Raw genomic sequence first — 25,684 nt, 5'->3', positions numbered from 1 at the left:
CTACGCGAAGTTATCCCCAGCCTCCGCCCGGCTATAGTAAAGCATCCCCCGCCGGAGCCTCGCCATGCGCCGACTTTTCCGCCTCGCCGTCCACGGCCTGGCCTCTGCCGCGGCGCTATGCGCCGGACCGGTCCCGGCCGCGCCTCAGCCGGCCGTCAGCGCCTGCGTCCGGGAATTAAGCGTCGGCTGGGACAGTTGGCCTCCTTACCACTATCTATCCGCGCGCCAGCAACTGGACGGCTACGCCGTCGCCGTGCTCAACGAAGCCGCGCGCCGGACCGGCTGCCGGCTCCACTACCAGCAAATGCCCTGGCCGCGGACCTTGCTGAGCCTGAAAAACGGTCTGGTGGACGTGGCGATGGAGGCGCTGAAAACGCCGGAGCGCGAGCCCTTCGCCCACTTCGTCTGGGCCTACAGCCCCACCACCGTGCGCTTGTGGAGCTTGCGCGGCCGCGCGGCGCAATGGCCGACGCACCGGCTGGAAGATTTGGGCAAGCACGGCAAGCTCATCCTGGGCGTCACCCGCGGTGACAGCTACGGGGCCAGCCTGGACGCCTGGCTGAAACTCCCGCCGCCAAGCGTCGCCGTGGACATCGGGCCGACGCTGGACATCAATATCCAAAAGCTGAGGGCCAGGAGGCTGGACCTGTTGCTGGCCAACAGCGCCACCCTGCGCGCGGCGCTGCAGGCCGAACCGACGGGAGCGGAGATCGTGCCGCTCGCGCCGGTCTGGAATATCGGCGGCGCGTATTTCATCTTCAGCAAAAGCAGCGTGCCGCAGCCGGTGGCGGACGCTTTCCGGCAAGCCCTGACCGGCATGCGGCGCGACGGCTCGATCCAGACGCTGTATCAGCGCTACTTCGAAGCGCCGTATCCGGAGGAATGAGCCGGCGCCGGCCGCCTCACTCCGCGCCGCCGCCCTGCAGCCGCTCCGCCAGCGGCGACAGCAGGGTTTCCGCCAGTTGCGCGAACAGAGGATCGTCCAGGGGCTGTTGATTGCGGAAGGCCAGCGCGATCGCCGCCTCGTCCTTTTGCGCCATGCCGCCTTCGCGGACAAAGCCGGGGTCCCATTTTTCCAGCGCTTTCCGCATCGCCTTGTCGCGCCGCTCCGGCTCCGCCGCCAAAGCTTCGGCATACGCCCAACTGGTGCGGCCGAACCAGGGCAAGGCTTGATCCTGGCCCTGACGCCAGCGCGCCAGCCACGGCTCCAGCAAGGCCAAGGCCTCCGGCTCGTCCTCCAGCAGCAGGCTGCCCGTATCGTCGTAGCAGGCGGTGCGGCAGACCACGCCCGGCGGCCGCGCCGCGCACAGAATCAGATGGCTCAGCCACAGGGCCACGCGCTGGGCGGCGTTGATCTTGCCGACGACGAAATCCAGCTGGCCTTCGGGGCGCAGCCCGGTGAGCTCGCCCACCAGGGTGAGGCCGGCCGCATGCAGATGGACCGGCTGCGGCGGCAAAACGTCCCGGCTCAGCGCGGCCGGCAGCCGCGCCGCCAGCTTGACGCTGGAACGCGCCTCCTCCACCAGCCAGGCCCGGCCCAGCGCGGCCGGCGGCAGCAGGCCGGCGGCCGCGACGCGCTCGCGCACCGGCGCTTGCGGACGGCGATGCAACATGGCGTCCACCAACTGCCTGCGCACCGCCTGGCTGGCGTCGCCGTCCACGGCGAAAGGCTCGCGCACCGGCAGCTCCTCGTCGCCGCCGAACAAACGGATGGCGAGCCGGTCCGCCAGCCAGGCGCGCACCGGATTGCGCCAGAAACGGATGAAGTCGTGCAGATTGACCACGCCGCTGAGCGCCGCCGGCGGCAAGGCTTCGGCAAACGGCCGCGGCGCGGCCTCCGGCTGCGACAGGGCGGCGGCGAAAGTGGGCTCGAAGCTGGCCAGCCGCGGGTCCGCGCCGTCGTAGGCGGCGGGCGAGAACGGCTGCAGCGGGTGGCGCACCGTCAGCGCCCGGCCAAGATCCTGGCCGCACATGGCGGAGAAGCAATCCAGCAATTCGGCGATCAGCGGCGAGGGCGGCAGGGTTTCGCCGCTGCGGGCGGACTGGCCCACATAGGACAGATAGAGCTTTTCCCGCGCGGAGAGAATGGCCTCCAGGAAGAGGTAGCGGTCGTCGAAACGGCGCGAGCGGTCGCCGCGGCGCGGATGGCGCGCCACCAGGTCGAAGCTGACCGGGCGTTCGTCGCGCGGATAAGCGCCGTCGTTCATGCCGATCAGGCACAACACGCGGAAGGGAATGGAGCGCATCGGCACCATCGCGCAGAAGGTGACGCCGCCGGACAGAAAGCCCAGCGGCGAGGCCAGGGTCAGTTTGCGTTTGAGCCAATCCCGCACCGCCGGCAGGCCCACCTCTTGCTCAAAGCCGGCCAGCTCGGCGTCCTCCGCCAGTTCCGCCAACGCGGCGCGCAATACCTCCAGCGCTTTCTCGTCGTCGGCGTCCGCGTCGAACAGCCGCTCGCAAGCCTGTTGCAAGCGCTCCGCCCACCGAGCCGGAGCGGCCGGACGCGCCCACTCCTCCGCCACGCGCTCCAGTTCGCGATAGCAGGCGGAAAAGCGCCCCAGCGCTTCCGCCAACTGGCCCTGAGCGCTGCTGTGCGGCAGCAGGCCGGTGTACAGGCCGCTGTCGTCGCCGGCCAGGGCCGGCGGCAGCACCGCGCCCAGCAACAGCCGGTCCAGGCCCCAGCGCCAGGTGAACAGTGGATCCGCCGGCAAACCCAGCGCCGCCTTGTGCGCGGCGTCCCGTCCCCAGCGGATGCCGGCCTCGCGCACCCATTGCTGCACAAAGGGCACGTCGGCGTCGTCCAGGCCGAAGCGGCGCAACAAGGCCGGCGCGTCCAGCAAGGCCAGCACCTGATCGGCGGCGAAGCGGGAGTCGGCCAGGTCCAGCAAGGCCGCGTAGCTGGCCAGCAGCGGTTCTTCGCGCGCGATGCGGCGGTCGGCGATGCTGTAGGGAATGTCCGGCGCCGCGTCCTCCTGTGGACGAGCACCGAACACCGCGTCGATATAAGGCGCGTAGCTGTTGATGTCCGGGGTCAGCACGGCCACGTCGGCGGGATTGAGGCCGGGGTCCTCGCGGAACATCGTCAGCAAGCGGTCTTTCAATACTTCCAGTTCGCGCATCGGCCCGTGGGCGGCGTGGATCTGCACCGAATCGTCGTCCGCCGCCAGCGGACGCGGCGCGTCCTTGGGATCGTTCAATTGCAGGATGTCGCGCTGCAAGCGCGCCAGCAGCGCGTCGCCGCGGGGAATGTCGAATAGGGGCCGCGCGTCCAGCTCGCTGTCTTCGGCGATCAGTTCGAAGAAATCGCGGCCCTGCTTGCCCAGCGAGGCCAACAAGGGATGGCCCTCGGTGGCGAACAAATCCCCCTTCTGCTGCAGCTTGAGCTTGCGGCGGGCGTCGACGATGTCGCCCCAGTAAGCTTCGCAGGGATTGAGGGTGAACAGGCAGACGTCGGTAAGCTGGGACAGGCGCTTGACCAGGGCCAGATACATCGGCGCCAGGCTGGCGATGCCGAACAGCGTCACCCGCTCCGGCAGATGCTCGGCCCTGAGTTCGGCGAAGAACTCGTCCAGCATGCGCACGCGGTGGCGGCTGGAATCGCTGTCGGCCAGCCGCCGCCACAAGGCGGCCTGCCAGGCCTCGTCGTCGCCCAGGCCCAGCAACTGGCCGGCCTCCCAGGCGCGGATCCAATCCGGCCGGAACACCAGATATTGGTCGAAGATGTCGGCCACCTTGCCGGCCAGCTCGAAACAGGCGGCCTCGCCGCCCTCCAGATAGCGCGACAAAGCGAGAAAAGGCTCGCCCTCCAGCGTGGGCAGCAGCTCCATCAGCCGCCAGCTCAGCACTTCCGGCGCGAACGAGGATTTGCGCGGCAGATCCGGCATCACCCGCTGCATCAGCCGCCAGGCGAAGGCGGCCGGCAGCACGAAGTCCAGATTGGCGGCCACGCCGTTGCTGCGGGCCAGGTCCAGCGTGATCCAGCGCCCCATGCCGCGGCTCTGCACGATCACGGTTTCCGGCGCGAACGAGTCGGACAGCGGCAGGCTCTGGCTCATGCCGCAAAACAGCTGACCCAATTGCTCCAAGCGGTTGGACTGGTAAAGAAGCAGCATGCGGGGATAGGCGGTAGGTGAAATCAGCCCAAGTGTAGCATCCGCGGCCCGGATCGGCCGCATGCGCCGCGCGCGGCAGATTATGCCGCTAGGCGGCGCTCAGACGGCGGCTTGCTTCTCGCCAAGATATTTACAAAGCATATTGATGCCAATCAATACCAATGTGAGTCCAATAACGCTAAAATATGACGTTTATTTAGCAAGGCGATGTCGTGAGCGCATCCGTCCGGCCGCAAGGCCATTCCGGCTTCACCCTGATCGAGATGATGGTGGTGGCCGCCATCGTCGGCATCCTGCTCTTGGTGGCGGTGCCGTCTTATCAGCGCCATGTACAGGCGGCCAAGGCCAATACCGCCAAGAGCGATCTGATGGCCCTGAGCCTGGCGCTGGAAAACCACAAACTGCTGCACCTGGCCTATCCCGCCGCCAGCGCGGACAACGCCAGCGCCATCCGCGCCGCTTTGGGCAATAACAGCTGGCAGCCGGCGCAGCCTGAATTCAACTATCGCTACCAGCCGCAAGGCGGCAGCTTCCTGCTCACCGCCAGCGGCGTCAGCCCGCAGCTGTCCGGCTGCGTGCTGAAGCTCGACGGCGCGGATCAAAGCGCCAACACCAGCAGCGCCGACTGCCGGACCCAATGGTGACCCCGCCCCGCCGCCAGCGCGGCCTGACCCTGATGGAGCTGTGCGCGACGCTGGCGCTGATCGGCCTGTTGGCGCTGCTCAGCGTGCCGCTGGCGCAAGGCTGGAGCGACGCCCACAAACTGGCGCTGGGCCGCAGCCAACTGGCGCGGGCCTACGCCCAAACCCAGGCCGCGGCGCTGAGCAATCCGCTGGCGGCCGCGCCGGGCCAGCCCGCCGCGGTGCTGATGTCCAGCGCTGAAGGCCAGCTGTGCGTCTTCGCCGGCGCGCCGGCCAGCGGCAGCCAGGGCGAGCGTTGCCACGGCGCGGCGCTGTGGCGCGCCGCCGCGCCGCGCCCGGTGAGCCTGGGAAAAAGCTGCCTGGCGACGCCGGCCGCGCAATGCCTGGCCCTAAACAACCAGGGCCAGCCGCTGGCGGCGCAGGCGGCCGGCGTCGCCTGCGGCACGCGACCGGCCTACTGCATCCGCGGCACGCAGCAGGAGCTCAGCGGTGATTTGTAAAACGCAAAGCGGCGTCAGCCTGCTGGAAAGCCTGATCGCCATGTTGCTGCTGATGCTGACCGGCCTGGGCATTGTTTTCGTCAACGCGCGCAGCCTGGGCAGTCAACAGCAGCTGCAACAGCACGCGCTGGCCCTGAGCAAGGCGCGGGAACAACTGCAACAGGGCGGCCTGCCCTGCGACAGCGCCAACGACTGGCCGCTGGCCAGCGGCGTCAGCGCCACCGCGCGGCTGAGCTGCAGTTCCGCGCCCGCGGTGACCTTGCGCGGACAGCCGCAGAACGGCGGCGCGGACATCAGCGCCAAGGCCGCGCTGAGCGGCCGAACCTTGCAGCTGCGGGACGCGGCCTCCTCCACCCTCAGTCTGAGCAATCATGAATAAGCGCGCCGCCGGCTTCAGTCTGCTGGAGCTCTTGATCGGCATGCTGCTGGCGCTGATCACCACGCTGGCGATGCTGACCCTCTACCGCCAGACCGCGCGCAGCGTGTTCGATCCGGACCAGGGCAGCGCCAAGCTGGCGCAGCGGGACGGCCAATTGATGGCGGCGCTGCTCAGCGTGCAGCAGCAGGCGCAGGAAGCCGGTTTCGGCGCCGCCGGCGGCCGCGAACAAAATCTGCAACTGCTGTCGATAAGCGATTTGAGCGTCGACGCCGACGGCGCCGTCTCAGCGCTTAGCGCCGCGCCGGCGGCTTCCGGCGCCGCCAACGCGGCGGTCTGGCGTTACCGTCCGCAATTGGACGCCGGCGCTTACGCCTGCCGCGGCGTGGCCAGCCTGGACGGCGCCGGCCAGAGCAGCGTGTTGTACCAGTTGCAGGCGGACGACTGCGCGGCCATCGCCGACGCGCTGACCCAGCCCTCGCAATGGCGGGCGCGGGCGCTGACCGGCCCGCTGCCGCCGCGGCACAAGCTCGGCTTGGCCTTGCGGCTGGAACAAGCCTGCTGGCCCTACGCCGTCGCCGCGGCGGCGAGCCAGACCTTTCCGCAGCTGCTGCTCAACTACGACAACACGCTGCAAGGCGAGAGCCGCAGCTTCGCCAGCTGTCTGACTAATCTGGCGGCCCCCGCATGAAGGCCCGTTCCCTCCCGCCGCGCCGGCAGCGCGGCGTCGCCGCGGTGCTGATGGTGCTGCTCACCGGCATGGCCCTGACCGCGCTGGCGCTGGGCGGCATGCATCATCTGCGCGGCCAGCAGGAACTGACCCGCTCGCTGCGCGGCAATAGCGAGGCGCAATGGCGCGCCTGGACCGGCGCGGAACTGGCGCGGCAATACCTGTCGGCGCTGACACCGCCGCAAATCAAGACGCTGGAGCTGGACGGCGCGGCGCTGAGTCTGGAGCGCGCCAGCTTGCCGCCGGAAAGCCAGGCGCTGGCCGACGCCCTCCAGATCAAGCTGCTGCCGGCGCCCCGCGCCGCCGGCGCCGTGATAGAGGACGACAAGGTCGCCGCCTGGATCACCGCCCGCAGCGGCGACGCCACGGTGACGCTGGAGGTGGTCTACCAATTGAACGGCGCGCCGACGCCGCCGGCCGCCAACGCCGCGGCGCAAATCCGCGGCGGCCTGTCCACCAGCGGCAATATTGTGGTCACCGGCGCCAAGGACGCGCTCTTGCAAGTGGAAGGCGCGGTGGACACCAGCGGCAGCCTGAGCGGCGTCAGCGCGATCCAGGCCACCGGCGACATCCTGTTCCAGGGCAATCCGGCCCGCGGCGACGGCCAGGCCCCGCTCAGCCTGTGGAGCAACGGCGACATCCGCGTCAACAGCGGCCAGTTCCTGACGCTGAAAGCGCGCGGCAACATCGTCATGGGCAGCGGCAGCGACGTGGAGACCGCCGCCGCCAACGGCTCGGTCGGCAGCAGCGGCGAACGAGTGGGCCGGCTGTCCGCCATCGGCGACGTGACCCTGGCCGGCAACGTCGCCGTTTCCGCGCAATTGCTGAGCCAAGGCGATGTGCGCACCAGCAGCAGCAACCGGCTGAACGCCTTGCGCGCCCAGGGCCTGCTGGACAGTCGCGGCAACGCCAATATCGACGACGGCCTCATCGGCGGCGCCTTCACCCACAACGGCGCGCAGATCTTCGACGCCGCCGGCCAAGCGCGCCAGCCGCCGCCGAACACCGTGCGGGTGCGCCATCAGACCGGGCTGAAAGTGCCGCTGGAGCCGGTGCCGGAGTTCCGCCTGGGCGCGACCCGCGTCAACGCCAACGATTACCGCGACGCCGCCAACCTCATCGTCTACTGGGATGCGGCGGACCGTTCCGCCGACGCGCTGCAGCGCATCCGCGTCCGGCTGCAACATGTGGCCGGCGTGCCGGACGGCGCGGTCTACCGGCTGGGCCGGCAGCGGGCCGACGACTGGCAGCGCAACGATCTGTGCCCGGCCTTGCAGGCCGACGGCAGGCGCTGCGCCCCGGTGGCCGGTCAGCCGGCCTTGCGGCTGTGCGAGAGCGACGCGGAGAGCTGCTTGTCCGGCAGCACCGCGCAGCAATGGCTGCTGCGCCTCAAGCCGCCGCAAGGCATGCTGCCCGGCGTGGCGCTGTTCGAAGGCAATCTGTCGCTGTACGGCCGGCTGGACAACGCCATTCTCGCCACCGGCCACATCGAAACCAGCAGCAATGTGGAACTGTGGAGCCTGCGCCAGGCCGGCGCGGCGCGCGTGTGCCGCAGCCCGGACTTCCCGGACGTCTATCCGCTGAACCACTGCGCCGCGGACCGGAACTCGCTGCGCGAATCCCCGCTGCTCGGCATCGCCCTGCTGGCCGGCGGCTACGACGCCGCCCAGGCCTTCGGCGGCGGCAAGATCCGGCTGGGCGCCAGCAACCGCATCCACGGCGCGGTACTGGCCGGCGACACCCTGGACACCGCCGGCAGCACCCATATCTTCGGCCCGGTCAGCGCGGGGCTGCAAAGCCGCCCGCCCGGCGCGCCGCCGCCCTCCCGGCCGCTGAACAGCCTGGGCGCGGAAACCGTGATCGACATCAGCGGTCAGAACGGATTGCCGGGCGAAGGCGGCGGCGGCACGCCGAACCCGCAAACGGGCGCGGCCCGGGTATTATGGGCGCGCTATCGTTAAGCGCCGTCTAAGAGCCTGTTTACGATCCGCCATGCCTTGCCAGAGCGTAAACCCGTTCTCACTCCTCAACTTTGGACGCCTATGTACCCTTATCTGATCGTCAAACACGCCCATATGGGCTTCGCCTATCTATCGATCCTGCTGTTCGCCGTGCGCGGCGGCCTGATGCTGGGCGGCAAGCAGCACATCCTGGCGCTGAAACCGGTGCGCATCCTGCCCCACGTCGTCGACACCCTGCTGCTGGGCTGTGCCATCGCCCTGGTGATCATGGGCGGCTGGCCCATTCTGCAAAGCCCCTGGCTGCTGGCCAAGATCGTCGGCCTGGTGCTGTACGTGGCGCTAGGCACCATCGCGCTGCGCCGCGGCAAAACCCCGCAAACCCGCTTGATCGCCTTCCTCTGCGCGCTGGCGACGGTGTTCTACATTGTGCTGGTGGCCAAGACCAAGCTGGTCTTCCCTTTCTTCTAGGCCCTCCGCCTGCGCTTGACCCAGAACAAGGCCCCGCGACGCGGGGCTTGTTATCGTCGGCGGGTTTTGAACCGGACCGACCAAGATGGCTCTGCACACATTCCTGCCCGAGCTGGTCTGCCCCGCCGGCAGCCTGCCGGCGCTCAAGGCCGCGGTGGACAACGGCGCCGACACCGTTTACCTAGGCCTTAAAAACCAGACCAACGCCCGCAACTTCGCCGGGCTGAATTTCGACGACGCCAGCGCGCGCGAAGGCATCGCCTACGCGCACCGCCACGGCCGCAAAGTGCTGATGGCGATCAACACCTTCGCCCAGGGCGGCGACTCCAGCCGCTGGCGCGCGGCGGTGGACCAGGGCGCGGCGCTGGGCGCCGACGCGCTGATCCTGGCCGACCTGGGCCTGATGGCCTACGCCGCCGAGCGCCATCCGCAGCTGCGCCTGCACATGTCGGTGCAAAGCTCGGCCACCAATTACGAAGCCATCAATCTGGCGCGCGACATGTTCGGCATCCGCCGCGCGGTGCTGCCGCGGGTGCTGACCCTGGACCAGGTGCGCCATGTGATCGAGCACACCGACGTCGAGATCGAAGTCTTCGGCTTCGGCAGCCTGTGCGTGATGGTGGAAGGCCGATGCCAGCTGTCCAGCTACGCCACCGGCGAATCGCCCAACACCCACGGCGTGTGCTCGCCGGCCAAATTCGTGCGCTGGGAACCGGGCGAGCGGCGCATGAACGCCCGCCTCAACCACATCCTGATCGACAGCTACCGCGACGACGAACCCGCCGGCTACCCGACGCTGTGCAAGGGCCGCTTCCAGGTGCGCGACGAAACCTATTACGCGCTGGAAGAACCCACCAGCCTCAATGTGCTGGACATGCTGCCGCAAATCATCGCCAGCGGCGTGGCCGCGATCAAGGTGGAAGGCCGCCAGCGCAGCCCGGCCTACGTGGCCCAGGTGACGCGCGCGCTGCGCGAAGCGCTGGACGCCGCCGCCCGCGACGGCGCGCGCTTCCAGCCGCGCCCGGCCTGGCACCAGGCGCTGAACAAAGTGTCGGAAGGGCAGCAGCAGACGCTGGGCGCCTACAACCGGCCGTGGAAATGAGCGCCGCCCCCGATGGAAAACCGCCAATGACAAGCCTTAATCTGCAATTGACGCTGGGCCCGGTGCTGTTCTTCTGGCCGCGCGACACCCTGCTGGACTTCTACGCCGCCGCCGCCGACTGGCCGCTGGACCGGATCTATCTGGGCGAGGTGGTGTGCTCCCGCCGCCAGCAAATGCGGCCGCAAGACTGGATTTCACTGGCGCGCGATCTGGCCGCCGCCGGCAAGCGCGTCACGCTCAGCTGCCAGGCGCTGCTGGAGAGCGAATCCGATCTGCGCCGCGCGCGCCAGTTGGCCGCCAACGGCGATATCGCGCTGGAAGCCAACGACCTGGGCGCGATCAAGCTGGCGCGGGAACACGGCCTGCCCTTCGTCGCCGGCCCGCATCTGAACATCTACAACGCCGACACCCTGAAGCTGATCCGCGACTGGGGCGCCGAACGCTGGGTGCCCCCGGTGGAAATGGACCGCGCCACGCTGGCCGAGCTCTTGGCGCGCTACGCCGAGATCGGCGCGCCCATCGCCACCGAGCTGTTCGCCTGGGGCAAGCTGCCCCTGGCCCTGTCCGCGCGCTGCTTCACCGCCCGTCATTACAATCTGAGCAAGGACGATTGCCAGTTCCGCTGCCTGGAACACCCGGACGGCCTCGCCATGCGCACCCAGGACCAGCAGGACTTCCTCACCCTCAACGGCATCCAGACCCTGTCCGCCGGCTGCCACAGCCTGCTGCCGCATTTGCGCGAGCTGGCCGCCATCGGCGTCGACGCCGTGCGCGTCAGTCCGCAGTCCCGCGCCACCGGCGATATCGTCGCCCTGTTCCGCCAAGCGCTGGACGGCGCCGACCCGGCGGCGCTGCAAGCCGCCAGCGGCCGGCACGCCGACGCCGAACTGGTGGACGGCTATTGGCGCGGCCAGGCCGGCAACCAAGCCATAGGAGCCCCCCATGCGCATTCCTGATCTCGCCCTGCCCGCCGCCGCCGCCGCGCTGCTGTCCCGGCTGCCCGCCGCGCCGCCGGCCTGGCTGCTGGTCGCCAGCCTCAATCAATTGGCGCGGCGCGGCGTGCTGCCGGCCGACATGGCGCTGCTGGCCGGCCGCCGCTTCGCCATCCGCGTGCTGGACGCCGGCCTGACCCTGCGCTTCCGCGCCGACGAACAAGGCTTCCACCGCGACCGGGACGACGGCGCCGCCGATTTGCAGCTCTCCGCCACGCTGGCCGACTTCGCCCGGATGATGCTGCGCGAGGAAGACCCGGACACGCTGTTTTTCCACCGCAAGCTGCTGATTGAAGGCGACACCGAGCTGGGGCTCATCGTCAAGAACCTGCTGGACAGCGTGGACTGGAGCGCCACGCCGCTGGCGCGCTTCATGGCCGTTTAATCCCCTGTTCAAGCTTTCGCGGCCAGGGACGAGGCAAGGCCGACACCGCCGAGCAAGCGGGAGGCACGGATGGCGCGCAAGCCTTTCCAAGGCGTTTTCAAGGCCCTTTTCCATCCATCCCGCCGGCGCGCGGCGGACTTTGAAGCGCTTCTTGGAGCGCCTCGTCGGCGCTCGCCCCTTGTGGCTGAGCCAAGTTTGGGCTAATCCGAAAAGAATCAACGCAATCAAGCCGCCTCCCGGCGGCCTGCACTCATCGGAAACGGCCCAAGCCCCATGAAGCCACGCCTGTTCAGCCTGCGGCAGATCTTGTTCGACTTGGCCATCCTGCTCATGGCCAATCTGCTGCTGCTCTGGCTGGCCCAGCGCTACCAACTGCTGTCCGCGCTGGGGACGGGGCCCGGCGACGGCAATGCGCAAACCATGGCGCTGGCGTTGCTGCTATGCGTGAACCTGGCCGTGTCGCTGGCGCTGTTCGCCTACCGCCGGGCCCGCGAATCCCACGCCATGCTGCAAGAGCTCAACACCATCGCCGGCCAGGACGCGGTCACCGGCCTGGCCAACCGCCGCCAGGCCAACACCATACTGGAGCGCGAAACCGAGCGCTCTTACCGTACCCGGCGGCCGTTTTCGGTGCTGCTGCTGGACATCGACCACTTCAAGGACGTCAACGACAACTACGGCCATCTGGCCGGCGACCAGGTGCTGGCCGCTTTTGGCCAGTTGCTGCAAAAACGCGCGCGCCAGCTGGACACGGTGGCGCGCTGGGGCGGCGACGAATTCCTGGTGATTTGCCCTGAGACCGAGCAAAGCGGCGCGCTGGCGCTGGCCGACGATATCCGCCAGCGGCTGGCTCAGACCGAGCTGCCGGCGGTGAAACGCCTGAGCGCCAGCATAGGCGTGGCCACCCAGACCGTGGACGATATGCCGGAAACCTTACTGCACCGCGCCGACATGTATCTGTACGCGGCCAAGAACGCGGGCCGCAACCGGGCGGTGGGCGAAGCCGGCAGCGCCAGCCGCGAACGCCGCCTCGCCCCCGACGAATAACTCACAGCCCCAGACGGTCCCGGAGCCCGTACCACCACGCCCCCATGCTCAGCATCGGCACGCGGAGCGCGCGTCCGCCGGGGAAGGGATAGTGCGGCAGACCGGCGAATTGATCGAAGCGCCGGCTGTCGCCGTGGATGGCTTCCGCCAGCAAGCGACCGGCCAAATGGGTATACGTGACGCCGTGGCCGCTGCAACCCTGAGAGTAATAGACATTGTCGCCGATGCGCCCGGCCTGCGGCAGCCGCGACAGGGTCAGCGAGAAATTGCCGGTCCAGCCGAACTCGATCTTGTAATCCGCCAACTGCGGAAAGGTTTTCAGCATCTTGGGGCGGATCAGCCGCTCCACCTCGCCCGGATCGCGCGCGCCGTACACGGTGCCGCCGCCGTACAACAGCCGGTGGTCGGCGGTCAGCCGGTAATAATCCAGCAGGAAGTTGCAATCCTCGACGCAGTGGTCGCCCGGCAGCAAGCTCTTGGCCAACGCCTCCGGCAAACGCTCGGTGGTCACCACCTGAGTGCCGCAGGGCAGGCTCTTCTCCGCCAGCGCCGGCAGCAACTCGCCCAGATAGGCGTTGCCGGCCACCACTAGGAAGCGGCAACTGACCTCGCCGCCGGCGGTCTCCACTCGCACCCGGCCGCCTGGATGAATCTTCAAAACCGCCGACTGCTCGAAAATCCGCCCGCCCAGCGACTCCAGCGCCGCCGCCTCGCCCAAGACCAGGTTCAACGGATGGATATGCCCGCCCCAATTGTCCAACAAGGCGCCGGCGTACTGGTCCGACGCCACGATGCCGCGCATGCCCTCTCGGTCCACCAGTTGCAGGCCGGTATGGCCGTAGCGCTCCCACAGCCGCTTCTTGGCCGCCAGCTCGTCCAGCTGCTTCTGAGTGAAGGCGGCGAACACATTGCCGGTTTTCAGATCGCACTGAATGCCGTATTGCGCAATGCGCTCGCGGATGATGCGGCCGCCTTCGAAAGCCATCGCGCCCAGCGCCTCGGCCGCCGCCCTGCCGTGCCGCCGCTCGATCACGTCCATGTCGCGGCTATAGCTGTTGACGATCTGCCCGCCGTTGCGGCCCGACGCGCCCCAGCCCACCCGCGCCGCCTCCAGCACCGCCACCTGATAACCGCGCTCCGCCAGATGCAGCGCCGCGGACACCCCGGTATAGCCGGCGCCGATCACACAGACGTCCACCTGCTCCGCCCCTTGCAAAGATGGACGCTCCGGCGACGGATGGGCGGATGCGGCGTAATAAGAGCTCGTGTGTTCCAGTCTGGCCGGCGCGTTCATGGCTGTCTCCTTGGCGAAGCGAACGCGGAGCGTCCGTTCATGATTGGTATAAAAATACAATACACGCGCTCATTATATTTAACAACACCTGGGAGAAAGGATGGGTCGCGGCGACAAAAAGACATGAAAAAAGCCAGCGCAAGCGCTGGCTTCGGGTTCAGGCGGAGACGGGATCAGATCGCGTTTTTCTGGGCCGCCTTGCGCTTGGCGCTCAAGTCCAGGCCCGGCAGGTCCGCCATGATGTCCGGATGGTCGGCCAACTTCTCCACCACGAAATCAACGAAGACCCGGGTACGCGGCGCGATGTGGTCGCGATGCGGGAAACAGATGTAGATAGAGCGCTCCAGCGACACCATATCGGTCAGCACCGGCTCCAGTTCGCCGGAGCGGATCAGATGCACCACCTCATGGCCCGGCAACTGGGCCACGCCCATGCCCAGCCGCGCCAGCTCGGCCACCGCCTCCATCTCGTTCAGCGTATACGTGCCGTTGACCTCCAGCGGAATCCGCTCGCCCTTGCGGTCGAACTCCCACTTGAACAGACGGCCGGACGTGGGGAACTGGAAGTTGATGCAATCGTGGTTGCTCAACTCCTCCGGCGCGCTCGGGCGGCCATGCAAATCCCAGTAGCCGGGCGAAGCCACCACATAGAGCGGCATCTGCGCCAGATTGCGCGCCACCATGCGGCTGTCCGGCATCATGCCGGAACGCACGCCCACATCGTAGCCGTCCTCGATCAGATCGCTGAAATGATCGTCCAGGCCGAAGAAGACCCGCACCTTGGGATAGCGCTCGCAGAACTCGCCCATGATGGGCAGGATGAAACGCCGGCCAAAGGAGTTCGGCATGCTGACCCGCAGATGGCCGGCCGGCTCGTCGCGGCTGGCTTTCAACTGATTGATCGCCGAATCCAGATTGTTCACCGGTCCGCGGCACTGGGCGTAGAAACGGCGCCCGTCCTCGGTCAGCGTCAATTGGCGCGTGGTGCGGTTGAACAGGCGAACCTCCAGTTCCTGCTCCAGCCGGGCGATGCTCTGGCTGATAGCGGCCGGCGATACGCCCAGCTTGCGCGCGGCGTCGGAGAAACTGCCGTTTTCCGCCGTGGTCATGAAGACCATCAATGCTTTTAAGGTGTCCATAATCAGGGATGTTCCAGGCTCGGCATCGCCTACCCTTCACGCCCGGACGGACGCCCTGGATTTGACAATGCTGATAACATTATTAAGTAGTATCTCTTTAAAAAGGGTACACCATACCCTTTGATGATTAAAGAAGAACTTGCAAATTGTTGTGAATGCATCTTCATGGACAAATCCACGCCAGGAACAGAACCGACCGCAGCTTCCCCACTGCACCGCTCGCGGAGCGCACTTTGTCATATAGTTTTACAGCTTAGTTGAAAATACATTGCCCTATTTTCTATGCAATCCAAGTATGCACCTGATTCGGTCTGAATGCCATGAGTTTGTTGCAACAGACTCAATGAAACAGCATCAAGTTGGCAACAATATGCCGCCGCCCCGCCCGCGTCGCCCTTGAGCGCCACAGCCGGCCCCAATCCAGCATAAGTCATGCGCTGTCGCAAACAACATGACATTGCGCTCCCAATGGCCAGGTTTTCGCCCCGGAATCCAGCCTTCGCCGTCGTCAAAAGCGCCTCGCTTGATCCGCGTCAAGTTATCGCCACCTCAGCCACACAGCGCACAAAACACAATTTATAGTGGCAATCATTCGACAACTTCACTAGATATAGAAATGAGCACAGCCTCCGCGCCCACCGCCATGGTGGATGCCATCTCCGCGATCGACGAATATCTGGACCGGGCCGACTGGCGGGTCAACGCCAACGCCAATCAGGGCTACAGCCTGGGCGGCCTGATTCTCAACATCGCCGGCAAACTCACCGCCAATTACTGGCTGGAGCGGGTGCTGGCGCCGGAAGCCGCCCTCGCCCACCGCCAGGGCGATCTGCACATTCACGATCTGGACATGCTGTCCGGCTACTGCGCCGGCTGGTCGCTGCGCACCCTGTTGCAAAATGGCTTCAACGGCATTCCCGGCAAGGTGGAATCCGCGCCGCCGCGCCACTTGTCCTCCGCCTGCGGCCAGATCGTCAACTTCCTCGGCACCTTGCAAAACGAGTGGGCCGGCGCCCAGGCCTTCAGCTCCTTCGACACCTATCTGGCCCCCTTCGTCAAAAAAGACGGGCTGAGCTACGCGGACGTGCGCCAGTGCGTCCAGGAACTGATCTACAACCTCAACGTGCCCAGCCGCTGGGGCACCCAGACCCCGTTCACCAATCTGACCTTCGACTGGACCTGCCCGGACGACATCGCCGAGCAGATTCCAGTGATAGGCGGCGAGGAAATGAGCTTCCGCTACGGCGATTGCGCGCGCGAAATGGCGATGATCAACCGCGCCTACATCGAAGTGATGCTGGCCGGCGACGCCAAAGGCCGCTCCTTCACCTTCCCGATTCCCACCTACAACATCACCCGCGACTTCGACTGGCACGGCGAAAACACCGATCTCTTGTTCGAGATGACCGCCAAATACGGTCTGCCCTATTTCCAGAACTTCGTGAACTCCGACCTGGAGCCGCAGATGGTGCGCAGTATGTGCTGCCGGCTGCAATTGGACTTGCGGGAACTGCTCAAGCGCGGCAACGGCCTGTTCGGCAGCGCCGAACAAACCGGCTCCGTCGGCGTGATCACCGTCAATTGCGCGCGTCTGGGCCACCGCTTCGCCGGCGACTACGCCGCGCTGCTGGCCGAAACCGACCGCTTGCTGGAATTGTCCCGCGACGCGCTGGAGAAAAAACGCGGCGAAGTGCAAGCGCGGATAGACGACGGCCTCTACCCCTACACCCGTCACTTCCTGGGCTCGCTGCGCAATCATTTCAGCACCATAGGCGTCAACGGCATCAATGAAATGATCCGCAACTTCAGCGGCGACCGCATCGACATCACCAGCGAGGAAGGCCACCAACTGGCCTGCGACTACCTGGATCACATCCGCCAGCGCATGGTGGAGTTCCAGGAAAGCACCGGCCACCTGTACAACCTGGAAGCCACCCCGGCGGAAGGCACCACCTACCGCTTCGCCAAGGAAGACCGCAAACGCTACCCTGGCATCCTGCAGGCCGGCAGCGACGCCCATCCTTATTACACCAACTCCAGCCAACTGCCGGTGGGCTTCACCGACGACCCCTTCGAGGCCCTGCAGCGCCAGGAACAGCTGCAGCGCAAATACACCGGCGGCACCGTGCTGCACCTTTATATGACCGAGGCGGTCAGCAGCGCCGACGCCTGCCGCGAACTGGTGCGCCGCTCGCTATCCCGCTTCCGCCTGCCCTATATCACGGTCACCCCGACCTTCTCGATCTGCCCCAAGCACGGCTATCTGTCCGGTCACCACGAATTCTGCCCGCGCTGCGACGCGGAACTGCTGGCGCGCCAGCCTTCATAAGCCCTTAAGAAAGGAAAGCTCATGACTCCCCCCACCCGCATCCCCGGCCAAGACGCCGCCCCGCTCAACGACGAACAGCGCACCCGCTGCGAAGTCTGGACCCGCGTAATGGGTTATCACCGCCCGGTGCAGTCTTTCAATATCGGCAAACGCGGAGAATTCGACGAACGGGTCTGCTTCAGTGAACACGCCGCCCGCTGACCCCGCAGCAGCCCGCATCGGCGGGCTGACGCCGTTCTCCAGCTGCGACTGGCCGGGCAAACTGTGCGCGGTGGTCTTCCTAGCCGGCTGCCCCTGGCGTTGCGGCTATTGCCACAATCCCCACCTGCTGCGGCGCCAAAACGGCGAAACCCGCTGGCCGGACACCCTGCGCTGGCTGCAAAGCCGGGTCGGCCTGCTCGACGGCGTGGTGTTCTCCGGCGGCGAACCGCTGCAGGAGCCGGCGCTGCCGGCGCTGCTGGAACAGACCCGGGCGCTGGGCTTCGCCACCGGCCTGCATACCGGCGGCGCGTACCCGCAGCGCTTGCGGCGGGTTCTGCCGTTGCTGGATTGGGTCGGCCTGGACATCAAGACCGATTTCGGCGCCTATCCGGCGCTGACCGGCTTGCCCCGCAGCGGCGAGCAGACCGAGGCCTCGCTGCACTGTTTGTTGCAAAACAACAGCAATTTTGAATGTCGCAGCAGCATACATCCGCACTGGCACAATGAGATCCAACTGGCCGCGCTGGCGCGGCGGCTGGCGGCGCTGGGCGTCGCCGACTATCACTGGCAGCAACTGCGTCCGCCGCCCTCCTTCGCCCTGCCTCCGGCCCCCGCCGGCTGGCCCGCGCCGCAACTGATAGAAGAGATCGCGCCTTTGTTCCAGCGCTTCAGTTATCGGGAACACTGACAGAAGGTCCAGTTTTCCAAGCTTGTCCCGGCGCCATCCTTATGACGCCCCAACTTCCCGCCTAGTTTGTCCCCCGCCAAATAGCACCAAATAAGTCATTGATCAATATAATTATTTCTACTTACGGATTTTTGGACAGGCAATTTGTTATAATGTCGGCGACGAATGCAACAGTCGCTGTTCTTGGCACCAGAACAAGGAGTTAGCGCTTCCCATGCCTTTTGCATGTGGGCTACTATCCAGCAGCGTAAAACCACAAGATCAAGAAAGATTTGCTCATGGTCATCTCAAATTCCGCGATAGCACGGCCGCTGCCCAGCGGCTTGTCCGCGAGTCAGCAATGGACGTTGCTGGAATGGATTCACCTTGCCGGACAAATCGAAACCGAAGCCGAGCTCAGGGGGTTTCTGGACATGTTGCTCAGCCAGGCGCCTTCCGAGCACATGGTGCTGGCGCTGGGTCGCATCAACCAGCACCAGCAGATTCAGCGGCTGGAGCGGGTCTTGAATGTCAGCTATCCCACGGAATGGCTGAAGCATTACATGGAGGAAAACTACGCCCAGCACGATCCCATCTTGAAGATCCATCTGGGCAGCGGACCGGTGCAGTGGCAAGAGCGCTTCAGCCGTGCCAAGGGCAAGGAAGAACGCAAGTTCATCGCCGAGGCCGCCACCGTAGGATTGGAAAGCGGCGTCACCTTCAGCGCCGCCTCCAAACGCAATAATCTGGGTTGCATTTTCTCCGTCAGCGGCAAAGACGCCAGCTCCGACCCCAATCTGGTCGCCATGCTGGAATGTCTGACGCCCCACTTGCACCAGGCTGCGGTGCGCATCGCCAATCTGGCCCCGGCCACACCCAGTTCCATGCCGCTATCGCAGCGTGAATACGATATTTTCCACTGGATGAGCCGCGGCAAGACCAATTGGGAAATCGCCACCATCCTGGACATCAGCGAACGAACGGTGAAGTTCCACGTCGCCAACGTCATCCGCAAGCTGAACGCCAACAATCGCACTCACGCCATCGTGCTGGGCATGCACTTGTTGCCGCCTCCCGGACTCCAGGTCAGCGATTAGCTGCGGGCCGGCCAGCTTAAGCCCACGCGGGAGCATGCGCACGGTCGTATTCCAACCAGGAACGGACGCACTCTCTTGGCGCAGCGACTTCCCGTCGCAGCGACTTGATGAACTCCGGATCAGCCTGCTCCCAGTCAAAGCAGCCCGCAACCGACATCACTCCGCCGTCCAGCGGTCTTGGCACGCCCACCGGCTGTATCGGAAACCCCATTCGGGACAGATGCCGATAAAAAGACGGCTCCACCACGAAATAAAGCCAGCGCACCTCGTTGGCGCGCGACCACTCCCATAAGCTCAGATACAACAAGCGCGCAATCGCTCTCGTCTCACGGCCGGAAATCGTCTTGCCCACCGCGAAGCGAGTGATTTCCCCACAACCCGCGCCTTTGCGGATGCGCTCCCCAGGCGCCAGCAAACGGGCAAACTCCCGCTCGATCATGAAGGGCTGATCGCCTGGCGTGAAACGCGCCGACCCCACCACTTGCTGCTGCGCAATCACCGCCAGATTGTCGGAGAACGCGTCGTAATCATCCAGGTCCAGGCCGTCCGGCCGCGGTGGCACCCAACCCAGTTGCACGCGAAACACCTGGTGGCGGAACTTCAGCAAATCAATTTCATAAGACGTCGCGTTGACCTTCTCCATCTGCAAGCCATCCAACTCCAGTGGAAAGAAATGAGCCATTTTATTTTCTCCAATCATCAAGTTACCGGCACGGGCACTGTAAGAGCAGGACTGAACCGGGAAATCTGACCAAATGGACAGGAGCTGATTTTTAGGAATGTGCTAAGGCCAACGATGGCAAAAAGTCTTTACCCTGGATTTGCCGGGACTTTCGCCGCGCGATTTCTTTTCACAAAAAATACCAAAGACATATTTGAACACATCACAATGGCTTAGCTAAAAATATCCTCACTAAAATCAAAAGTTTGCGTGCCATACCCGGCAGAGGCAAGCGCTCAAGTCATTGAAGCGTCAATAGTTTTTCCGAGTTAAAAAGCGAGCCATCCTTAGTTTTTTGCTCTAGAGCAAAGACTCTTAAGGCCGCCATGCCTAAGATCGCCTTTTATTCATCCGCCCCGGCATCGTTGCTAAATGACCACAAATTTCCCGCTCTACGCTCCCTTGCAGATAGGACAACGCGTCCTGCTTCCCATCGTGCAGGGCGGCATGGGCATAGGCGTCTCAGCCAAAAGCCTGGCCGGCCATGTCGCGCGCGAAGGCGCGCTGGGCACGGTCGCCAGCGTCGACCTGCGTCATCTGCACGCCGATCTGGTCGAGCAGTCGCAATACGCGCGCGGCCAGGCCGAGCTGGACCGCCTCAACCTGATCGCGCTGGATCGCGAAGTGAAGGGCGCGCTGTGCTACGCCCAGGGCCGCGGCATGGTGGCGGTCAATGTGATGAAGGCCGTGGCCTCCTATCCGGACTATGTCCGCCAGGCTTGCGAATCCGGCGCCGACGCGGTGGTGATGGGCGCCGGCCTGCCGCTGGATCTGCCGGACATGACCGCGGCCTTTCCCAAGGTGGCCTTGATTCCCATCCTGTCCGAGGCGCGCGGCATCGGCATCGTGCTCAAGCGCTGGATGAAAAAGGGACGGCTGCCGGACGCCATCGTGATCGAGCATCCCAAGCACGCCGGCGGCCATCTGGGCGCGGCCAGCCTCGCCGAACTGGACGCCGAGCGCTTCAGCTTCCAGAAAGTGCTGGACGACACCCGCCAGCTGTTCAAAAGCCTGCAACTGGAGAGCGAGCGGATTCCGCTGATCGTCGCCGGCGGCGTCAACAGCTTCGAAAAGATGAAGGCCTGCATCCAGGACTTCGGCGCGTCCGCGGTGCAGATAGGCACCGCCTTCGCCGTCACCCGCGAGGGCGACGCGCACGACAACTTCAAGCGCACGCTGGCCGAGGCCAAGCCGGAAGACATCGCGGAATTCATGAGCGTGGCCGGCCTGCCGGCACGCGGCGTACTGACGCCCTTCCTGAAAAGCTATCTGAAACGCGAGGCCAAGCTGCAGGCCAACGCCAAGGCCGATCCGGCGCGCTGCACCCAAAGCCTCAACTGCCTGAGCGCCTGCGGCCTGCGCGACGGCGTGGCCAAGATGGGTCAGTTCTGCATCGACCTCAAACTGGCGGCCGCTTTCCGCGGCGAAGTGGGTAAGGGCCTGTTCTTCCGCGGCGCCGATCCGCTGCCCTTCGGCAGTTCGATGCGCAGCGTCAGCGAAACCATCCGCTACTTCCTGACCGGGGAGAAGCCGGCCGATCTCGCCGCGTCATGAGCCGGCGCTGAAGACGCCGACAAGACAAAGCCCCGCTCTGCGGGGCTTTGTCGTTCAAACCCAGGCATGCCGGGCGCCTCCTAAACAAGAGGCTCAGAAAGCGGGGATCACCGCGCCCTGATACTTGCTCTCGATGAACTTGCGCGCTTCCGGGCTGGCCAGCGCGGCGGCCAGCTTCTTCACGCCGACGCTGTCCTTGTTGTCGGCGCGCGCCACCAGCAGGTTGGCGTACGGCGAAGTGGTCTCGATGAACAGCGCGTCGCGCTTGGGATTGAGCTTGGCTTCCAAGGCGTAGTTGGCGTTGATCAGCGCCAGATCCACCTGCGGCAGCACGCGCGGCAGCGTGGCGGCTTCCAGTTCCTTGATCTTCACCTGCTTGGCGTTGGCCGCGATGTCCTTCACCGTCGGATACAGATTGTTGCGGTCCTTCAGCTTGATCACGCCGCCCTGGTCCAGCAGCAGCAGGGCGCGGCCGGCGTTGGTCGGATCGTTGGGAATGGCCACGGTCGCGCCCTTGGGCAAGTCAGCCACTTTCTTGAACTTGCTGGAATAAGCGCCGAACGGCTCGATGTGCACCGGCTTGCTGGCCACGACCAGCTTGGTGCCGCGGTCCTTGTTGAACTTGTCCAGATAGGGGATGTGCTGGAAGAAGTTGGCGTCCAGACGCTTCTCGGACACTTGCAGATTGGGCTGCACGTAGTCGTTGAACACCTTCACCTCCAGCTTGACCCCTTGCTTGGCCAGGGTGGGCTTCAAGGCTTCCAGGATTTCCGCGTGCGGCACCGGAGACGCGGCCACGGTGACGGTCACCAGGTCGGCGGCCAGCGCCTGCGCGCCCCACAGCGCGGCGACGGCGGTAAAGGCGAAGCGAGCGATATTCTTTTTCATGATGCGATTTCCTCTATTCAACACAATGTTGGGTTCAAATCTCTTGGGTTTCCGATGCAGCCGCAGCGCCGGGCGCTCAGAGCCAACTCACGATCTCGCGAACTCAGGCGAGACAAGGCGTTGCGGCTGAGAAAGCGGAATGTACGCGTGGTACATGAGCATTTCGAAGCCTTTTTCAACGCCGTATCGCCGACGCGCAGCAGATCGTGAACAGGTTCTCAGCCGCGTTGACAGCGCAGCACCAGCCGGTCGCCGAAACTCTGGATCAACTGCACCAGCAACAGCAGCAACACCACGGTCACCACCATCACCTCGGTCTGGAAGCGCTGGTAGCCGTAGCGCACCGCCAAGTCTCCCAGGCCGCCGCCGCCGATGACGCCGGACATCGCGGTGTAGGACACCAGCGCCACCGTGGTCACCGTCGCCGCGCCCACCAGGCCGGGCAAGGCCTCGGGCAGCAAGACATGGCGCACGATCTGCCACAGGCTGGCGCCCATGGATTGGCTGGCTTCTATCACTCCGCGGTCCACTTCGCGCAGCACGTTTTCCACCAGCCGCGCGAAGAAGGGCGAAGCGCCGGCCACCAGCGGCGGAATCGCGCCGGCCACGCCGATCGAGGTGCCCACCAGCTTCAAGGTCAGCGGGATCATCACGATCAGCAGAATCACAAAGGGCAAGGAGCGGAACACATTCACCAGGAAGGACAGCGTCGCGTACAGGCGCGGCCGCGACAGCAATTGCCCCGGCGAGCTGACGTACAGCACCACGCCCAGCGGCAGGCCGAACAGCACGGTGAACAGCAGTGAGGCGCCCAGCATGGTCAAGGTGTCCAGCGTGGCCTGGCCTATCTCCAGCCAGTCCATGCTCAATAATTGGGCCCAGTCGAAACCTTCCATCACAGCACCTCGCAACGCACGCCCAGACGGGCGAATAACTCGGGCAGGCTCTCCAGCGGGGCCTCCGATTCGATCACGCCGGCCACCAATTGGCCGAACGGCGTGCCCTTGATCTCGGACAGCGTGCCGCTGACCAGATTGAAGCGAGCGCCCGCCTGCTTGCCCACCACGTCCAGCACCGGCTGCAAGGTGGGATCGCCAACGAAGGTCAGCTTGATCAGCGGCGCGCCCACGCGCTGCTGCCAAGTCTGGCGCGCCTCTTCTTGATACAGCCCGGTTTCCGCCAGCAGGCCGCGGGTCACCTCGTGCTGCGGATGCAGGAACACGTCCAGCACCGGCCCCTGCTCCACCACGCGGCCGTGCTCCAGCACCGCCACCTGATCGCACAGCTGGCGGATCACGCGCATTTCATGGGTGATCAGCACAATGGTCAGCCCCAGCTGACGGTTGATGTCGGCCAGCAAGGTCAGAATGGAATCCGTGGTTTCCGGATCCAGCGCCGAGGTCGCCTCGTCGCACAGCAATAATTCCGGGTGATTGGCCAGCGCGCGGGCGATGCCGACGCGCTGCTTCTGGCCGCCGGACAGCTGCGCCGGGTATTTGTCGCGGTGGCCGGCCAGGCCCACCAAGGCCAGCAGTTCTTCAACGCGGGCGTCCATCTCGGCCGCGGACGCGCCGCCGGCCAGCTCCAGCGGAAAACGCACATTGGCGGCCACGGTGCGCGACTTCAGCAAATTGAAATGCTGAAACACCATGCCGATGCGCTGACGGCGCAATTGCAATTGCCGGCCGTCCAGCGCGGTCAGATCGGTGTCGCCCAGGCGCACCGCGCCGCGGTCCGGACGTTCCAGCAGGTTCAGGCAGCGCACCAGGGTGCTCTTGCCCGCGCCGGAGCGGCCGATGATGCCGAACACCTCGCCCTTGGCCACGCGCAGGCTGACATTGTCCAGCGCCGGCACGTCGCGGCCGTCCACCCGGTAATGCTTGTATAAGTTCTCTATTTCAATCATGCCTTGCCTCTGAATCCCGCCGTCCGTCAACGCCACTGCCTGGCGATTGCGAATCAGTCTATAAGCAAGTCACATAAAACCTAAAGAACTATAAATTTAATCATTTATTCAAATTAGAAATATAAGGAGAAATCGCCGCGGAATTGACCCCGCTCACCCCCGTCCCCGGGGATTTTTGCTACATTGTGTCTTTGCTTGCCAACCGAATACAGCACGTCATGACCGCCTTTACCAGCTGCAACCCCGCCACAGGAGAAGTCGTCTACACCCGCGCCGCCTGGCCGGAATCCCAACTGCCCGCCGCCCTGGCGCAGCTGCGCCAGGCCCAGCGCCATTGGCGCGAGCTGAGCGTGGCCGAGCGCGCCGCGCAACTGCTGCGTCTGGCCGACCAACTGCAGGCCCATCGCGAAGAACTGGCCGGCCTGGTCACGCTGGAAGTGGGCAAGCGCACCGCGGAATGTCTGGCGGAAATCGACAAATCCGCCCAGTTGATCCGCTACTACGCCCAACTGGCGCCGGAGCTGCTGGCCTCGCTGGAGATTCCCACCCAGGCCAGCCGCAGCGGCGTGGCCTTCGAACCGCTGGGCACGGTGCTGGCGGTGATGCCGTGGAATTATCCGATCTGGCAGGTGCTGCGCTTCGCGGTGCCGGCGCTGATGGCCGGCAACGCCTGCCTGGTCAAGCCGGCGCCTTCGGTGCCGCAATCCACCCAAAGCCTGCTGGAGCTGGCGCGCGCCGCCGGCCTGGCGGTGCTGGACGTGGCCTGGATCGACCATGATCAAGTGGAAGAAGCCGTCCGCCAGTGCGACGCGGTGGCCTTCACCGGCTCCACCCAGACCGGGCGCGCCATCGCGGCGCTGGCCGGCCGCCATCTGAAAAAGACCGTGCTGGAGTTGGGCGGCAGCAATCCCTTCATCGTGCTGGCCGACGCCGATGTCGCCGCCGCGGCCCAGGACGCCGCCAATTCCCGTTTCCGCGACGCCGGCCAGAGCTGCAACGCCGCCAAGCGCATGATCGTGGCGCCGGAAATCGCCGACGCCTTCATCGAGGCCTTCTGCGCCGAAGCCGCCAAGCTGCGCGCCGGCGATCCGCGCCACCCGGCCACCACTTTGTCGCCGCTGACCCGCGCCGACCTGCGCGAAGCGCTGCACGCCCAGGTGCTGGACGCCGTCGCCCACGGCGCGGAACTGCGGCTGGGCGGGCAGATGCCGGCCAGCCCCGGCTTCTTCTATCCGGCCACGGTGCTGGACCGGGTCAATCCGGACTGTCGCGTCTACCACGAGGAAGTGTTCGGCCCGGTGGCCAGCATTTTGCGCGCGCGCGACGAGGCCGACGCGCTGCGGCTGGCCAACGACACCCCCTTCGGCCTGGGCGCCAGCATTTACAGCGCGGACAAGGAACGCGCCTGGACGCTGGCGCGGCAGATCGAAGCCGGCAGCGTCTTCATCAACCGCCATACCAGCTCGGACCTGCGCCTGCCTTTCGGCGGCGTCAAATCCTCGGGCTATGGCCGCGAGCTGTCCGAGTTCGGCCTGTACGAGTTCGTCAACGTCAAGACCTACTGGCAGAAATAA

Annotated in this window: 22 protein-coding genes and 2 pseudogenes; 16 read left to right on the top strand and 8 right to left on the bottom strand. The window is 65.7% G+C overall.

Features of this window, described 5'->3' with window-relative positions; genetic code table 11:
• Nucleotides 1-64 precede the first annotated feature (64 nt).
• The gene (locus tag AB1Z25_RS01765; RefSeq protein ID WP_486636459.1) at nt 65-886 is read left to right on the top strand and encodes a substrate-binding periplasmic protein; all 822 of its coding nucleotides are present in this window, start codon (nt 65-67) and stop codon (nt 884-886) included.
• Between the two features lie 16 nt (nt 887-902).
• Here AB1Z25_RS01765 and recC read toward each other — a convergent pair whose 3' ends face one another.
• Nucleotides 903-4,112 carry an exodeoxyribonuclease V subunit gamma gene (gene recC / locus AB1Z25_RS01760; protein WP_486636458.1) on the bottom strand — a complete coding sequence of 1,070 codons (3,210 nt, stop codon included), beginning with the start codon at nt 4,110-4,112 and terminating at the stop codon, nt 903-905.
• A gap of 212 nt (nt 4,113-4,324) precedes the next feature.
• Between recC and AB1Z25_RS01755 the strand changes: the two genes are divergently transcribed.
• From AB1Z25_RS01755 to AB1Z25_RS01710, 10 genes are all read left to right on the top strand, one after another.
• The gene (locus AB1Z25_RS01755) at nt 4,325-4,756 is read left to right on the top strand and encodes a type IV pilin protein (protein ID WP_227106644.1); all 432 of its coding nucleotides are present in this window, start codon (nt 4,325-4,327) and stop codon (nt 4,754-4,756) included.
• Nucleotides 4,750-5,253, top strand: a complete 504-nt coding sequence (locus AB1Z25_RS01750; protein ID WP_486636457.1) for a prepilin-type N-terminal cleavage/methylation domain-containing protein — start codon at nt 4,750-4,752, stop codon at nt 5,251-5,253. Before AB1Z25_RS01755 ends, AB1Z25_RS01750 begins: the two co-directional genes overlap by 7 nt.
• Complete coding sequence (locus AB1Z25_RS01745; protein ID WP_227106640.1) at nt 5,243-5,632, top strand: hypothetical protein; 390 nt, start codon at nt 5,243-5,245, stop codon at nt 5,630-5,632. The genes AB1Z25_RS01750 and AB1Z25_RS01745 overlap by 11 nt, the downstream gene beginning before the upstream one ends.
• Entirely contained in the window at nt 5,625-6,320 is a 696-nt protein-coding gene (locus AB1Z25_RS01740; RefSeq protein WP_486636456.1) for a hypothetical protein, read from the top strand. The genes AB1Z25_RS01745 and AB1Z25_RS01740 overlap by 8 nt, the downstream gene beginning before the upstream one ends.
• Nucleotides 6,317-8,320 carry a DUF4097 family beta strand repeat-containing protein gene (locus AB1Z25_RS01735; protein WP_486636455.1) on the top strand — a complete coding sequence of 668 codons (2,004 nt, stop codon included), beginning with the start codon at nt 6,317-6,319 and terminating at the stop codon, nt 8,318-8,320. The genes AB1Z25_RS01740 and AB1Z25_RS01735 overlap by 4 nt, the downstream gene beginning before the upstream one ends.
• 81 nt (nt 8,321-8,401) lie before the next feature.
• Nucleotides 8,402-8,788 carry a SirB2 family protein gene (locus AB1Z25_RS01730; RefSeq protein WP_486636454.1) on the top strand — a complete coding sequence of 129 codons (387 nt, stop codon included), beginning with the start codon at nt 8,402-8,404 and terminating at the stop codon, nt 8,786-8,788.
• Nucleotides 8,789-8,873: 85 nt separating this feature from the next.
• The gene (gene ubiU, locus AB1Z25_RS01725; protein ID WP_107797976.1) at nt 8,874-9,890 is read left to right on the top strand and encodes a ubiquinone anaerobic biosynthesis protein UbiU; all 1,017 of its coding nucleotides are present in this window, start codon (nt 8,874-8,876) and stop codon (nt 9,888-9,890) included.
• Between the two features lie 26 nt (nt 9,891-9,916).
• Nucleotides 9,917-10,846 carry a U32 family peptidase gene (locus tag AB1Z25_RS01720; RefSeq protein ID WP_107797975.1) on the top strand — a complete coding sequence of 310 codons (930 nt, stop codon included), beginning with the start codon at nt 9,917-9,919 and terminating at the stop codon, nt 10,844-10,846.
• The gene (ubiT, locus tag AB1Z25_RS01715) at nt 10,833-11,267 is read left to right on the top strand and encodes a ubiquinone anaerobic biosynthesis accessory factor UbiT (protein ID WP_227106632.1); all 435 of its coding nucleotides are present in this window, start codon (nt 10,833-10,835) and stop codon (nt 11,265-11,267) included. Before AB1Z25_RS01720 ends, ubiT begins: the two co-directional genes overlap by 14 nt.
• A 273-nt stretch (nt 11,268-11,540) precedes the next feature.
• Nucleotides 11,541-12,314, top strand: a complete 774-nt coding sequence (locus tag AB1Z25_RS01710; protein WP_107797973.1) for a GGDEF domain-containing protein — start codon at nt 11,541-11,543, stop codon at nt 12,312-12,314.
• A 1-nt stretch (nt 12,315) separates the two neighbouring features.
• On the opposite strand, the gene AB1Z25_RS01705 is transcribed toward AB1Z25_RS01710, so the two are convergent.
• Entirely contained in the window at nt 12,316-13,608 is a 1,293-nt protein-coding gene (locus AB1Z25_RS01705) for an NAD(P)/FAD-dependent oxidoreductase (protein WP_227106630.1), read from the bottom strand.
• A 173-nt stretch (nt 13,609-13,781) separates the two neighbouring features.
• Nucleotides 13,782-14,747 carry a LysR family transcriptional regulator gene (locus AB1Z25_RS01700; protein ID WP_048413744.1) on the bottom strand — a complete coding sequence of 322 codons (966 nt, stop codon included), beginning with the start codon at nt 14,745-14,747 and terminating at the stop codon, nt 13,782-13,784.
• A 451-nt stretch (nt 14,748-15,198) separates the two neighbouring features.
• Between AB1Z25_RS01700 and AB1Z25_RS01695 the strand changes: the two are divergent.
• The 3 genes and pseudogenes from AB1Z25_RS01695 (at nt 15,199) to AB1Z25_RS01685 (ending at nt 19,041) form a co-directional block, all read left to right on the top strand.
• Nucleotides 15,199-17,277: pseudogene (locus tag AB1Z25_RS01695) on the top strand (ribonucleoside triphosphate reductase).
• A complete protein-coding gene (locus AB1Z25_RS01690; protein ID WP_107797969.1) occupies nt 17,258-17,965 on the top strand; it encodes an anaerobic ribonucleoside-triphosphate reductase activating protein in 708 nt (235 codons plus the stop codon). Before AB1Z25_RS01695 ends, AB1Z25_RS01690 begins: the two are co-directional and overlap by 20 nt.
• Nucleotides 17,966-18,243: 278 nt before the next feature.
• Nucleotides 18,244-19,041 carry a LuxR family transcriptional regulator gene (locus AB1Z25_RS01685; RefSeq protein WP_107797968.1) on the top strand — a complete coding sequence of 266 codons (798 nt, stop codon included), beginning with the start codon at nt 18,244-18,246 and terminating at the stop codon, nt 19,039-19,041.
• 16 nt (nt 19,042-19,057) lie between these two features.
• Here AB1Z25_RS01685 and AB1Z25_RS01680 read toward each other — a convergent pair whose 3' ends face one another.
• Nucleotides 19,058-19,723 (bottom strand): acyl-homoserine-lactone synthase, encoded by a 666-nt coding sequence (locus AB1Z25_RS01680; protein ID WP_158274208.1) that lies wholly within the window; start codon nt 19,721-19,723, stop codon nt 19,058-19,060.
• A 411-nt stretch (nt 19,724-20,134) separates the two neighbouring features.
• On the opposite strand from AB1Z25_RS01680, the gene AB1Z25_RS01675 reads away from it, so the two are divergent.
• On the top strand, nt 20,135-21,316 hold the full coding sequence (locus AB1Z25_RS01675; protein WP_486636453.1) for an NAD(P)H-dependent flavin oxidoreductase: 1,182 nt from the start codon (nt 20,135-20,137) through the stop codon (nt 21,314-21,316).
• 93 nt (nt 21,317-21,409) lie between these two features.
• On the opposite strand, the gene AB1Z25_RS01670 is transcribed toward AB1Z25_RS01675, so the two are convergent.
• From AB1Z25_RS01670 to AB1Z25_RS01655, 4 genes and pseudogenes are all read right to left on the bottom strand, one after another.
• On the bottom strand, nt 21,410-22,204 hold the full coding sequence (locus AB1Z25_RS01670; RefSeq protein WP_486636452.1) for a MetQ/NlpA family ABC transporter substrate-binding protein: 795 nt from the start codon (nt 22,202-22,204) through the stop codon (nt 21,410-21,412).
• 218 nt (nt 22,205-22,422) lie between these two features.
• Nucleotides 22,423-23,100, bottom strand: a complete 678-nt coding sequence (locus tag AB1Z25_RS01665) for a methionine ABC transporter permease (protein ID WP_235084762.1) — start codon at nt 23,098-23,100, stop codon at nt 22,423-22,425.
• Complete coding sequence (locus AB1Z25_RS01660) at nt 23,100-23,333, bottom strand: NIL domain-containing protein (protein WP_449727710.1); 234 nt, start codon at nt 23,331-23,333, stop codon at nt 23,100-23,102. The genes AB1Z25_RS01665 and AB1Z25_RS01660 overlap by 1 nt, the downstream gene beginning before the upstream one ends.
• A gap of 45 nt (nt 23,334-23,378) precedes the next feature.
• Nucleotides 23,379-24,110, bottom strand: a pseudogene (locus tag AB1Z25_RS01655) (methionine ABC transporter ATP-binding protein); the annotation flags it as partial.
• Between the two features lie 218 nt (nt 24,111-24,328).
• Here AB1Z25_RS01655 and AB1Z25_RS01650 point away from each other — a divergent pair.
• Complete coding sequence (locus AB1Z25_RS01650) at nt 24,329-25,684, top strand: aldehyde dehydrogenase family protein (protein ID WP_486636451.1); 1,356 nt, start codon at nt 24,329-24,331, stop codon at nt 25,682-25,684.

Source organism: Chromobacterium sp. HL1 (assembly GCF_057418835.1).
This window is presented reverse-complemented; position numbering and strand designations above follow the sequence as displayed.